The organism is Blautia sp. AF26-2 (assembly GCF_003460955.1).
GTDB lineage: Bacteria > Bacillota > Clostridia > Lachnospirales > Lachnospiraceae > Fusicatenibacter > Fusicatenibacter saccharivorans.
Map to the genome: position 1 here is coordinate 243,012 of NZ_QTWD01000001.1, position 13,300 is coordinate 256,311.

Genomic DNA, 13,300 nt, shown 5'->3' on the forward strand with positions numbered 1-13,300 from the left:
TGTGTTTTAAGGATCAGATTATTCTGTCCGGAGTGCCGTAACCGGATCGCTTTTTGCCGCTTTCTTCGACGGAATCAGACCGCCGATCAGGGTCAGAACGACGCTGAGTGCAATCAGAACAAGCGCCGGGACGAGTGGAAGAGAAGCACTGACCTTCGTCGTATCCGCCAGATGGTGGATCAGAAGGTTGCCCGGAATCATCAGAAGCAGCGAGAGCCCGATGCCGATCAGTCCTGCACAGAGTCCGATGATGAAGGTTTCGGCATTGAAGACCTGCGAAATATTGCGTTTCGAAGCACCGATCGCGCGCAGGATACCGATCTCTTTCTTACGTTCCAGAACACTGATATAGGTGATGACGCCGATCATAATCGAGGAAACCACAAGGGAAATGCCGACAAAAGCGATCAGCACGTAGCTGATGATGTTGACGATATCCGTGACGGAGGACATCAGAGTGCCGACCACATCGGTGTACGAGATTACCTGCTCGTTTTTGCCTTCTTTTTCCATCGTGTCATTGTAGCCGTCGAGGATGGAGACAACGTGTTCCTTGCTCTCAAAGTTTTTCGGGTAAATGCTGATCGAAAAGGGTTCGTCAAAATCAGCGTAGCCCAGTTTCTGCAGATTGCCCTCATAGGTGGAAGAGCCGGAAGAACTAAGAGAAGCGAAGAGCTCCTTCATATCATCCTCAGTCATATTCATCTGGAAGGCACTTGCAAAGGCATCGGTGTCAATCTTCATGGCATCGCCCATCGAATCCTGCAGAGAATTACCGACCTGCGTCATGGCGCGCTCCATCTCGGACTGAATTGCAGAGGCCATCTGCGTCATCATCTGTTCCATCGCGGAAGTGATCTGTGTCTGCAGAACCGAGGCGACAGAAGCGGAGTAGCTTCCCATAACGCCTGCCATGTAGTTTGTGAGCGCAGAAGAAACCTGGGACTGCAGTCCGTCGAGATCGACGATTTTTGTGATACCGCTGTTCAGCCGCTGCTGGCCGTCCGCCGTGTTCAGGTAGGCGATAAAGTGCTGGCCCATCTCCGTCGGATCCGGCAGGCCGTTCTCCTTCACGTAAGCGAGATAACCGTTAGAAAGCTCCGTCGCAAGCGCAGTGAGCTGGTCGGATGTAATTTCGATATTGCCGTTGTTCTGCATCACCTCGGAAATCCAGTCGTTGATGATCTGAACAGCTTCTTCGGTCTGCAGATACTCCGCAAGATAAGCATCAAACTGTTCCGGATCGGTGTAGCCCATCTTGATCAGGTATGCCTGATACCCTTTGAAGATCCGCTGAATGAGTTCCTGGATCTGTTCCTGTGTAATGGAAACACCGCCGCCGTCTGCAATGATGGTCTGGATGTGGCGCCGCAGGATTTCCTGTGCTTCCGTGGAATTGATGTAGGAGACGAAATCCTCCTGTAAATGGGAATAATCCGCCTCCGGGTGCTCCGAGGCGTAGCCCTGATAGCCCTCCATGAGGCTGGAAGCCAGTTCCTGCATGCCGTCTTCACTGACATTGAGAGTAAGCCCGGATAAAATCTGGCCAAGATCAAGCTGCGGCAGTCCGTCGAAATTAAGAGAGATCTGACTGAGGTCAATCGCACCCGCGAGATCCATGCTGCTTCCGGCGTCCGCAAAGGCGCTGGAAAAATCAAGGTTCATGGAATCACCGGAAAAAGCACCGGAGAGTGCGGAATCGTCGAACTGGAAAGCGTTCTGCAGCTTGTCCTCATCGACAGTGATAAAGGAATCCATATCAAGACCGCTGTTCTGATCCACGGTGCCGAATTCCTGATTCGTAAAGACATCGATGGAGGAGTCCGCCATCTGCTGTTTCACAATCTCGGATTTCTTTGCTTCCTCCACAACGTGGCGGGTCAGCGATGCCGGGTAATTGATGCCGGCGGTCAGGGCAGAGGCGGCAGAGTCAGGGGACGGCTGGACAATACCGGTGATTGTGAGCTTTTCGCCGTTGGCAACGAGTTTTTTCATATAGTCTTCATTGTCGCTTTTATCTTTCCAGACCTGATACTGACTGTCGTATTCGTAGCAGTCTGCGCTGTTCACAAGACGGAACGTGGTGCCGAGAATATCATCGTAGGAATACGTGCCGATGGAGGAAGGGGTCTCGACGGTTTCTTCATTTAAAAACTGGCGGACCATCTCATCCAGCTCGAGTGCATCGCGGAGCCCCAGGGTGTAGAGCAGAAAATCACTCATTCCGCCGTCGGAAGTGAGGACAAGCACACATTCGTTATAGTTTTCCGGCCAGTGTCCGGCTTTTAAGTCGTACTGGTTCTCGTACAGGGAAGCGGTGTCCGGCATCTCGTAAAAGACGTTGGTGCTCATCATGGATGACATGATGCTGTTGGAGCTTGCGCCAAGGCCGAGCGAGCGGAACGACTGGTCCGGGTGCACCTGGCGGATGGAATCGCCGTCTTCGCGGTAGATCTGCGGCGTGACGGAGTAGGAATATTCGATGGCATTTGTGTAGTCGGAAATGCCGTCCGCACCGCCGTCAAGGTACTTTTTCAGGGAAGCGAGATCGTTGGAGTTCATGGTGGAGAACATGTTGGTCACGACTTCCTGGACTTTGATTTCATTCTTTTTGCCGGAATCTTTTGCGTCTTTGCCGGCATTCTGTGAGCCGACCATCATCGAAGTGAGGTCAAAGCCGGTGCTCTGGATCTGAAGCGGATATTCGGAGAGAGTTTCCTCTTCCATATTCTGAATATACTCGTTGACACCAGAGGAGAGTGCCAGAATCAGTGCAATGCCGATGATGCCGATCGAGCCGGCAAACGAGGTGAGTAAGGTCCGCGCTTTCTTGGTGCGCAGGTTATTAAAACTTAAGGAGAGCGCCGTCAGAAAGGACATCGACGATTTACCCATGTTTTTGTGCTTGGGAGGAAGCAGGGTTTCGGAATCCGGCTCAAACGGGTTCGTGTCGGAGCAGATCACACCGTCACGCAGGGTGACGATCCGGTTGGCGTAAAGCTCGGCGAGCTCCGGATTGTGTGTGACCATGACGACAAGGCGTTCTTTGGCAACTTCCTGCAGCAGGTCCATGACCTGAATACTGGTGTCGGAATCGAGCGCGCCGGTCGGCTCATCGGCAAGCAGAATTTCCGGGTCATTGACAAGAGCGCGGGCGATGGCGACACGCTGCATCTGACCGCCGGACATCTGGCTCGGCCGCTTGTGGAGCTGTTTTCCAAGACCGACCTTTTCAAGTGCCGCGATTGCTTTTTTGCGCCGCACTTCTTTGGAAACACCGGAAATGGTAAGCGCCAGCTCTACGTTTGCAAGGACGGTCTGGTGCGGGATCAGGTTGTAGCTCTGGAAGACAAAGCCGATCGTGTGGTTCCGGTAGGAATCCCAGTCGCGGTCCTTATACTTTTTCGTGGAAATGCCGTTGATGATCAGATCGCCGCTGTCGTAGCGGTCGAGGCCGCCGATGATATTCAGAAGCGTCGTCTTTCCGGAACCGCTCGGCCCTAAAATAGCGACAAACTCGTTGTCGCGCAAATTTAAGGACACATCGTCGAGCGCTTTCTGTACCAGCGTCCCGGTCCGGTATTCTTTTTTGATATGCTGAATCTGTAGCATAAAAGGGTAACTCCTTCTGTGATTAATATGTGAACAGTTGTCCTTTATTCTACAACGAAATACGGGAAAAGTCCCGGGCTTTAGAAAAATTTAAGAAAAGTTTATCGACAGAAAAAAAGTTCCGCCTCTGTTTCAGAAAAACAAAAAACGGAACTTTCTTTATCTGTGATACTTATGATGCCGGAAAAGTCAGACTTCCATCAGAAGACCTTTCATATAAGCCTTTAAGATTTTCTTTTTCTCCAGCGAAAGATTATTGTAAAGCGTAATGATTTCCTGTTGTCCTTCGGTAAGCTGCAGGGCATCCGGCTCGTCGAGAAAGAAATCGGCAAGTGTGATGCCGAAAGCGTCGCAGAGCTTCTGCAGGGTAGGGATGGTTGGAATATTGGTGCGGTTTACCATATTGTTTAAGGTAGAATAGGGAATGTCTGCCTCTTTTGCAAGGCGGTAATAAGTCCAGGAGCGCTCGCGGCATAAATCCTGAATGTGCTGTATCACATCTTTATCTCTCATAAAAAGATACCTCGTATTCCTATGTAATGTAGCGGCATGAAAATTGCTACTCACATATATTATACGTCTGTAAAAGAATAGAAACAGATCTTAAAGAGAGATGCAGAAAAGCTGTACAAATAAGAAATAATGGGAATTTGAGAGAAAAAGAGAGAAAAACCCGGCAGGAAAATAAGGTCTCCCGCCGGGTTCTGCAATCGTTTCAAAGTCTGTGATTCTTACTCTTCGGTGGAATTTTCTTCCATCTCGTTGAACTGCTCGGTATCCATCAGCTCGTCGAATGCGTCTGCTGCAATTTCGTACTCTTCATCGGAATCGATGTTGTCGAGGTTCGGCTGGCCGTTCTCTTCGTAGTAACGATACAGATAAACTTCGCCGTCTTCGTTCTCGCCGTTTTCATCGAGCGGCAGAAGAGCGATGTACTCTTTCTGGTTCGGAGCTGGGAAAATGGTCAGTACGGCACATTTTACTTCGGTATCGTCGTCCAGTGTCAGGGTAACAGTCGGCTGATCCAGATCCTGGCAGTCGCTGCCGCAGTCTGCGCAGTCTCCGCTGCAGGATGCGCTGTTGAATAATTCTTCACTCATTTGTATTACCTTCCTTTTTCGTGTTCAAGTCTTATCAGGTTCTTGTCTGCCATTCTAACAGATAATAGAAAAAAACACAATGGCTGTGCCGGGAAAGCAGAAAAAATGCGGCTGATACAGGAAAATACGGAAAAGATACAATAAATAAGAACGAAAAAATGAAAAATTAGTCGTATTTTCTATTGACTGTTTTCGGGTACAGTTTTATACTATCACTATTGAATCTAAATATACAGGCAGCTGAACAAACTTATCCTCAACTGCCGGGGAGGCAAAAAATGGATATCAGATTTGAAAAAAGAGAACATTTACAGGAAAAACCGGATCAGAAAAATCTTGGATTCGGAAAACACTTTACAGACTATATGTTTGTCATGGACTGGGACAAAGAGCAGGGATGGCATGATGCAGCAATCGTACCGTACGGCGGAATCCCGATGGATCCTGCAACCATGGTACTTCACTATGCACAGGAAACGTTCGAGGGACTGAAAGCCTACAGAACAGCAGAAGGAAAGATCCAGCTGTTCCGTCCGGAAATGAACGCACGCCGTATGATTAAATCCAACGAGAGACTCTGCATGCCGGGCGTACCGGAGGAGATGTTTGTAGAGGCTGTCAAAGCACTGGTTAAAGCACAGGAAGACTGGGTACCGTCTGAGCCAGGTACATCTCTTTACATCCGTCCGTTCATGTTCGCTACTGAGGCAAGCCTTGGCGTACATATGGCAAAATCCTACAAATTCGTTATCATCACCACTCCGGTTGGAGCATACTATGCAGAGGGCATCAACCCGGTTAAGATCCTGGTTGAGGATGAATATGTTCGTGCAGTCAAAGGTGGCACAGGATTTACAAAATGCGGCGGTAACTATGCAAGTTCCATCGCAGGCCAGGTAAAAGCAGAGAAGATGGGATGCACCCAGGTTCTGTGGCTGGACGGCGTACATCGTAAATATGTAGAGGAAGTTGGAACCATGAACATCATGTTCAAGATTGCCGGCGAAATCTACACCGCACCGCTGGAAGGAACTGTTCTTCCGGGCGTAACCCGTGATTCCCTGATCCATATCTTAAGAGACTGGGGATATAAAGTAAACGAAACACATCTGTCGGTTGACGATCTGATGAAAGCAGGTCATGACGGCACACTGGAAGAAGCATTTGGTACTGGTACAGCAGCAGTTGTATCTCCGGTTGGTGAATTTGTATACAAGGACGATTCTGTTGTTGTAAATGACTTCAAGATCGGTGAGCTGACCCAGAAACTGTACGATACCCTGACCGGTATCCAGTGGGGTAAACTGGAAGATAAATATGGCTGGACTACTCCGGTAGAATAAACCATATAAAACAGAAAAATGCAGATAAGGGGGTCCTTCCCGCACAGCGGTGCGGGGAGGATTCTTTCGCTTCAGAAAAAGATTCAGAAATCGTTTGAAAGGAAACAAAGCAGAATGGATCAGAATCGAATGCCTCTTGTGGAGGCGTTACAACAGTTCCGGGAGGAAGCACCGGCCTATTTCCGTATTCCGGGACACCGGTTTGAGCGCGGGCTGGATGAGACGTTAAACGGAGCGTCGCTTGCGGCGTATGACCTCTCGGAGGCAGAAGGGCTTGACGATCTGCATCACGCGGAGGGCGTGATTGCAGAGGCGCAGAAACTGGCGGCGGAAACGTGGAAGGCAAAAAAAACTTTTTTTCTTGTCAACGGCACAACATGCGGCAACGAGGCGATGGTGCTTTCGTCTGTGAAAGAGGGCGAAAAAATCATTGTTCCGCGAAACGTGCACAAATCGGTGCTGATGGGCCTGATTTTAAGCGGAGCCACACCGGTTTATGTGATGCCGGAGTACAGCACGAAATGGCAGATGTGGGGCGGCGTAACGCCGGAGACGATCGAAAAAGCCTTCGCGGAAACGCCGGATGCGAAAGCCGTACTTCTGGTCAGCCCGACGTACTACGGTCTTTGCAGTGATCTGCAGGCGATCGCAGAAATCTGTCACTGCCACAACGCAGCGCTTCTTGTCGATGAAGCACATGGATCGCACCTCTATTTTTCCGAACAGCTTCCTCTCGGCGCACTGGAAAGTGGTGCGGATGCCTGCGCGCAGAGTATCCACAAAACGGCGGGTTCCTTTACACAGAGCTCCTTCTTATCACTCGGTTCTGGCCGTCTCGATGAGGCAAGAGTGGCCGCCAATCTGCAGATGGTACAGAGTACATCGCCGTCCTACCTTCTGATGGCATCCCTCGATGCGGCGCGGCGCGGGATGGCGCTGCACGGAAAAGAGCGAATGGAACGCGCGCTGGAACTCGGCCAGAGGGCGCGGCAGGAGCTTGCAAAGATCAAAGGAATCGAAGTTCTTGGGACCGAGATGGAAGGAACGTGCGGCGTATGGAAGATCGACCTGACGCGTCTTGTATTCTCGGCAAGAGAACTTGGTATTTCCGGCTACGATCTGCAGGTGCGTCTGTACGAGGAATACCGCGTCAGTACAGAGCTTGCCGACGAGGAGAACGTGGTCTGCGTTATTACCTGGGCAAACAGCGAGGAAGATATCACACGGCTGATCGATGCGCTGGCAGGAATTTCGGCAGCAGAGAGCGGGAAAACGACGGGGCGGACGAAGTTTACAGAAAAGCAGTGGCTGTTCCGCAGCCTGCCGGAGATGGTAAAGACACCGCGCGAGGCATATTTTGCGGAGAAGGAAGCCGTTCCGTTTGCAGAAGCGGAAGGACGAATTGCAGCCGAGATGGCAGCCCCATATCCGCCGGGAATCCCGCTCATCTGCCCGGGCGAGCGGTACAGCAGAGAAATGTTGGAACTGATGCGCCAGTATAAAGCAGACGGCTGCGAATTTCACGGACCGTCGGATGCGTCGCTGGAAGTGCTGTATGTTCTGAAAGAGGAATAAAAGAAAACGGAAGTCGGTTCCCAGCGTTTTGCAACAGAAACCGCAGAGAACAGACTGTCAGGAAAAGGAGATGAATTGCGTATGAAAAAAATGATATCCTGGAACGTAAATGGACTGAGAGCCTGCATGAAAAAAGGTTTTCAGGAATACTTTGAGGCGGCAGATGCCGATATTTTCTGCCTGCAGGAGACAAAGCTGCAGGAAGGACAGATCGACCTTGAGCTGCCCGGCTATCATCAGTATTGGAATTATGCGGAAAAGAAAGGATATTCCGGCACGGCCCTGTTTACCAAAGAGGAGCCGATTTCTGTTCGCTATGGTATCGGAATCGAAGAACATGATATGGAAGGCCGTGTGATCACGGCAGAGTTTCCGGAATACTTTGTTGTAACCGTCTACACACCGAATTCGCAGGATGAATTAAAACGCCTTGCCTACCGGATGGAGTGGGAGGATGCGTTTCTTTCTTACTTAAAAGGACTGGAGCAGGAAAAACCGGTGATTTTCTGCGGAGATCTGAACGTCGCAGCGACCGAGATGGATATCAAAAATGCAAAGGCAAATGAGAAAAACGCCGGCTTTACGAAAGAGGAGCGCGAAAAATTTGCTGTGATCAAAGAAAAAGGCTTTGTTGATTCCTTCCGTATGCTGTATCCGGACACCGTGACGTATTCCTGGTGGTCATACCGCTTCCAGGCACGCCAGCGGAATGCAGGATGGCGGCTTGATTACTTTATGGTATCAGAGTCCTTAAAAGATGCAGTTGCAGATGCCAAAATCCATACCGAAATTCTCGGTTCCGACCATTGCCCGGTGGAACTGGATTTAGAGGTATAACAATTGGTAACATTGGTCAATTGACAATTTTATTCAAATGATTTACATTAATAGTATGACAATTGCAACAAATTATAAAAAATAAGGGCAGGAATTATGATACAGACAAAAAACAGAGGAAAATATCGAATTTTACCGGGAAATCCGGAGAAAATGGGCGCATCGGCGACGAAAGACGGATACAATTTTGCCGTAGAAGTATCAGATGGAAAAAAAGCAGAGCTTCTGCTGTACCGGAAAGGTCACCAGAAACCGTTTCTTACCGTGCCGCTTCCGGAAGAGGAGCGCACTGGCGTGATCAGTTCCGTGGAAATCACAGGCCTGACGGTAGGAAAGTTTTCGTATGCCTACCGGATGGACGAAGCTTTCTGCTTGGATCCATATGCGGGAGCAGTAGAAGGAAGAGAAACCTTCGGTGCACCGATGGAAAAAGAAGAGGGCGCCTGCTGCTGCCTTCTCCCGGAGTACCCGGTAATGCGCACCACCTCACTGCACCGGCCGTATGAGGAGACGATTCTGTATAAGCTCCATGTGCGCGGTTTCACCAAAGACGGAAGCTCCCGTGTAAAGAACAAGGGAACGTTCCGCGGCGTGATCGAAAAAATTCCATACTTAAAAGAACTCGGTATCAATGCAGTAGAGTTGATGCCGTCCTATGAGTTTTTTGAGTGGACCTCCCTTACGGAGCCGGCCTATGTATATCCGGCGCCGGTGGAAGAGAAGCGCGTGAATTATTGGGGATACGGCACAAAGGCCCTGTATTTTGCTCCGAAAGCTTCGTATGCTGCATCCTCAGATGCCGTCGCAGAGTTCGCAGAGATGGTCGATGCCCTGCATGAGAATGGTATCGAATGCCTGATGGAATTCTGTTTTGCCCCGGGAACGCCTTCTGGTTTTGTCCTGCAGGTTCTGCACCACTGGCAGCTCCGCTATCAGATCGACGGTTTCCATCTGGTCGGCGATGCATCGCTGGCAGAAGAAGCGTCCAAAGATGCACTCCTTCGGAAGACGAAACTGATTTTTCTCGGTTTTGACGGCGAACGGATCTATCAGGGAAAACGCCCTTGGTTCCGGAATTTAGGGGAACACAATCAGGGCTACCAGTACCATATCCGCCGCTTCTTAAAAGGCGATGAGGGCAGCCTTTCCGACTTCACCTATTATCTGAGAAGAAGCCCGGAGACACACGGTGTGATCAATTATCTTGCGGATCACGACGGTTTTACCCTGTATGACAGCGTTTCCTACGAACAGAAACACAATCTGGACAACGGCGAAGACAATATGGATGGTTCCAACGAAAACCTGACCTGGAACTGCGGCGCAGAAGGCGTGACCCGGAAACCGGCTGTGCGCGCGCTGCGTCTCCGCCAGCTGAAAAATGCCGTTCTCATGCTGATGACAAGCCAGGGAACACCGCTGATTTACGGCGGCGATGAATTCGGCAACAGCCAGAAGGGCAACAACAACGCCTGGTGCCAGGACAACAAAACCGGCTGGATCGACTGGAAAGCAGCCGCCCGGAATCCGGAGTTTGCCGCCTTTGTAAAAGCAGCAATCGCCTTCCGGAAGGCGCATCCGGCGCTGCACGGCGAACGCGAGCCGCGCCTCATCGACTACAAATCCTACGGCTGCCCGGATATGTCCTTCCACAGCCAGAGAGCCTGGTTCTCCCAGATGGAAAACACATGCCGTTTTATCGGCGTCATGTACTGCGGAAGCTATTTCCAGGATAAAGACGGCAACAAGGACGACGACCTCTATATTGCCTACAACATGCACTGGAATCCGCATGAGCTGGCACTGCCGTCCCTCCCGGAGCAGAAGGTCTGGTATCTGACGGCCGACACCAACACACCGGAAGTCTTCCTGACAGAAGAAAATCAGAAAAAAGTCAGCGCAAAAACGGTCATCGTGCCGCCGCGCAGTATCATAATTTTAACAGGAAAGCAGGAGAAGAGACAGAATGATGAAAGCATGGCAGCACTTTAAAACCATTAGCACACACAAAATGTGGGTCATGCGGTACTGCTTCAAAATAGGACTGTATTGGCAGGGACTGACCCACGACCTCTCGAAATATTCGCCGACGGAATTTCTGGTCGGCATGAAATACTACCAGGGCGACCGGAGTCCCAATAACGCCGAGCGCGAAGACAACGGCATGTCAAAATCCTGGATGCACCATAAAGGGCGCAACAAACATCATTTTGAATACTGGATTGATTACGGTATCAATTGTGACACCATCATCAAAGGCGTCCCAATGCCGCGCCGCTACGTTGCCGAGATGATTATGGACCGCATCAGCGCGTCCCGCGTCTACCTCGGAGACGCTTATACCGATCAGGCGCCGTACCAGTATCTCAAAAAAGGAATCGGCCACCTCTGGTTCGTCCATCCCGAGACACTCTCGCAGCTCGAATTTCTGCTGCGCATGCTCTCGGAACGCGGCGAAGATGATACCCTCTATTACATCCGCTACCACTTCCTAAAAGGTGACCCCGTTCCGCGAATGCACTGTCCTCAAGAATGCACCGTCTACGAAGAGGCCATCCGCAAGAAAGTGTCCCCGTCCACTCATTAAGGTATTGGACCCACCCGCCCTCCCGATACTCCTGAGCGTCCCTTTCCCACAACAAAAATACAACTTGTCACGACAACCGTACAAGTTGTATTATAAATTCCAGAAAGGGGAATCACCAATCACATGGAACCAACCACCGGCAAAGCCAAATACTACACCCTGATGGAAGCCCTAAAAGAGCAGATTCTCTCCGGAACCATAAAACCCGGCCAGAAGCTTCCCTCCGAAAACGAACTGACCCGGGAATACGCCCTCTCACGCCACACCGTCCGAAAGGCCCTCGCTCTTCTCGAAAATGAAGGCTACATCACCGCCCAGCACGGCAAAGGAACCTTTTGCTCCGAGCGCGTAATCCAGCGTCATAATTCAAAAAAACATCGCCGTCACCGGATACGACAACTCGCTGATCGGCCAGAGCAGTCCGATCGGGATCACGACCATTGCCCATCCGCAGGAAAAACTCGGTGAGATGGCAGCAGAGCTCATTCTCGAAAAAATCAGAAAAGTCCCGGAAGAAGAAAGCAGCGTCAAACGCCTGATTTCCCCGGAACTCATCGTAAGAGAATCCACCGCAGGAAAAAATCTGTCAACAGAGACGAAAAAATAGAAAAGAACCCAAGGGAGGAAAAAACAATGGGAATGGATGCAAAAACAGCAATCCTCGAACAGAAAACAGCACTTGGTATTGAGTTCGGCTCAACCAGAATCAAAGCCGTCCTGATCGGCGCAGACAACGCCCCGATCGCATCCGGAGATCACGAGTGGGAAAACCGCTACGACAACGGCGTGTGGACCTACACCCTCGAGGACATCTGGACGGGCCTGCAGGATGCATATACCAAAATGGCAGCTGATGTCAAAGAAAAATACGACATCACCCTGACCCGCGTCGGAGCCATCGGCTTCAGTGCCATGATGCACGGCTATATGGCATTTGACAAAGCAGGAAACCTCCTCGTGCCGTTCCGCACCTGGAGAAATAATATCACAGAAGAAGCAAGCGAGAAGCTGACCGATCTTTTCGGATTCCACATCCCGCAGAGATGGACTATCGCCCATCTGTATCAGGCAATCTTAAACGGTGAGCCGCATGTGGCAGATATCGACTATGTGACAACCCTTGCCGGATACATTCAGTGGAAAATGACCGGCGAGCGTGTCGTTGGTGTCGGCGAGGCATCTGGAATCTTTCCAATCGATTCTGAAACCAACACTTACTTTGCCGACATGATTGCCAAATTTGACGAGGCAGTCGCAGATAAAGCATATTCATGGAAAGCACTCGATGTTCTGCCGCACGTTCTGACCGCAGGTGACAATGCCGGTGTTCTGACAAAAGAAGGTGCCGCACTTCTCGACATGTCCGGAAATCTGGAAGCAGGCATTCCGCTCTGCCCGCCGGAGGGAGATGCCGGAACAGGTATGGCAGCAACAAACAGCGTCCGCGTCAGAACCGGAAACGTGTCTGCCGGAACTTCCGTTTTTGCTATGATCGTTCTGGAGAAGAACCTCTCCAAAGTATACCCGGAGATCGATATGGTAACAACCCCGTCCGGTCATCCGGTTGCCATGGTGCACTGCCAGAACTGTACTTCTGATCTGAATGCATGGGTCAATCTCTTCCGTGAATTTGCGCAGACCTTCGGCATGGAAATCAGCACGAATGATCTGTTCGGCAAGCTGTACAACAAAGCCCTGGAGGGCGACGCAGACTGCGGCGGACTCCTTGCCTACAACTACTTCTCCGGCGAGCACGTAACCGGCTTCAACGAGGGCCGTCCTGTCTTCGCACGTACTCCGGATGCGAAATTCAATCTGGCAAACTTTATGAGAGTCAACCTGTTTACTTCCCTTGGCGCCCTGAAAGTCGGCCTTGATATCCTGATGAAAGAGGAGCATGTGCAGGTCGACCAGATTCTCGGCCACGGCGGTCTCTTCAAGACAAAAGGTGTCGGCCAGAAGATCCTCGCAGGTGCCATCGACGCACCGGTTTCCGTTATGGAGACAGCAGGAGAGGGCGGAGCCTGGGGCATCGCACTGCTGGCTTCTTATATGATCAACAAAGAAGAGAATGAAACACTCGAGGATTACCTCGATGCAAAAGTCTTCGCAGGAAATGCCGGAACCAAGATGGATCCGGACCCGGCAGACGTCGCTGGATTTGAAGTATTCACCGAGCGCTACAAAAAAGGCCTGCCGATTGAGCGTGCAGCAGTAGAGAGCTTAAAATGAACCATCGTTTGGGA

At 50.8% G+C, this 13,300-nt stretch carries 11 protein-coding genes; 8 read left to right on the plus strand and 3 right to left on the minus strand.

Translation table 11 applies throughout. The features are described from left to right. Nucleotides 1-18: 18 nt before the first annotated feature. The 3 genes from DWY63_RS01290 to DWY63_RS01300 all read right to left on the minus strand — a co-directional run bounded on the left by DWY63_RS01290 (nt 19) and on the right by DWY63_RS01300 (nt 4,712). Nucleotides 19-3,612, minus strand: coding sequence for an ABC transporter ATP-binding protein/permease (locus tag DWY63_RS01290; protein WP_117800901.1), 3,594 nt, complete (start codon nt 3,610-3,612; stop codon nt 19-21). A gap of 189 nt (nt 3,613-3,801) precedes the next feature. Continuing rightward, a complete protein-coding gene (locus DWY63_RS01295) occupies nt 3,802-4,125 on the minus strand; it encodes a helix-turn-helix domain-containing protein (protein ID WP_117800904.1) in 324 nt (107 codons plus the stop codon). 218 nt (nt 4,126-4,343) lie between these two features. After that, nucleotides 4,344-4,712, minus strand: coding sequence for a DUF1292 domain-containing protein (locus tag DWY63_RS01300; RefSeq protein ID WP_117509071.1), 369 nt, complete (start codon nt 4,710-4,712; stop codon nt 4,344-4,346). Nucleotides 4,713-4,990: 278 nt separating this feature from the next. Here DWY63_RS01300 and DWY63_RS01305 point away from each other — a divergent pair, with 278 nt between their 5' ends. The 8 genes from DWY63_RS01305 (at nt 4,991) to DWY63_RS01335 (ending at nt 13,286) form a co-directional block, all read left to right on the plus strand. Continuing rightward, the gene (locus DWY63_RS01305; RefSeq protein ID WP_117509070.1) at nt 4,991-6,055 is read left to right on the plus strand and encodes a branched-chain amino acid aminotransferase; all 1,065 of its coding nucleotides are present in this window, start codon (nt 4,991-4,993) and stop codon (nt 6,053-6,055) included. A gap of 114 nt (nt 6,056-6,169) precedes the next feature. Beyond that, nucleotides 6,170-7,630 (plus strand): aminotransferase class I/II-fold pyridoxal phosphate-dependent enzyme, encoded by a 1,461-nt coding sequence (locus DWY63_RS01310; protein WP_158554953.1) that lies wholly within the window; start codon nt 6,170-6,172, stop codon nt 7,628-7,630. Nucleotides 7,631-7,711: 81 nt separating this feature from the next. Continuing rightward, nucleotides 7,712-8,467, plus strand: coding sequence for an exodeoxyribonuclease III (locus DWY63_RS01315; protein ID WP_117509068.1), 756 nt, complete (start codon nt 7,712-7,714; stop codon nt 8,465-8,467). 96 nt (nt 8,468-8,563) lie between these two features. Beyond that, the gene (locus tag DWY63_RS01320) at nt 8,564-10,459 is read left to right on the plus strand and encodes an alpha-amylase family glycosyl hydrolase (protein ID WP_117800907.1); all 1,896 of its coding nucleotides are present in this window, start codon (nt 8,564-8,566) and stop codon (nt 10,457-10,459) included. Between the two features lie 19 nt (nt 10,460-10,478). Continuing rightward, the gene (locus tag DWY63_RS01325; RefSeq protein ID WP_330415395.1) at nt 10,479-11,054 is read left to right on the plus strand and encodes a DUF5662 family protein; all 576 of its coding nucleotides are present in this window, start codon (nt 10,479-10,481) and stop codon (nt 11,052-11,054) included. A gap of 123 nt (nt 11,055-11,177) precedes the next feature. Next, nucleotides 11,178-11,522 carry a GntR family transcriptional regulator gene (locus DWY63_RS18610; protein WP_199607165.1) on the plus strand — a complete coding sequence of 115 codons (345 nt, stop codon included), beginning with the start codon at nt 11,178-11,180 and terminating at the stop codon, nt 11,520-11,522. Further along, complete coding sequence (locus DWY63_RS18090; protein ID WP_243001831.1) at nt 11,485-11,661, plus strand: substrate-binding domain-containing protein; 177 nt, start codon at nt 11,485-11,487, stop codon at nt 11,659-11,661. Before DWY63_RS18610 ends, DWY63_RS18090 begins: the two co-directional genes overlap by 38 nt. Before the next feature lie 32 nt (nt 11,662-11,693). After that, nucleotides 11,694-13,286, plus strand: coding sequence for a xylulokinase (locus DWY63_RS01335; RefSeq protein ID WP_334291837.1), 1,593 nt, complete (start codon nt 11,694-11,696; stop codon nt 13,284-13,286). Nucleotides 13,287-13,300 lie beyond the last annotated feature (14 nt).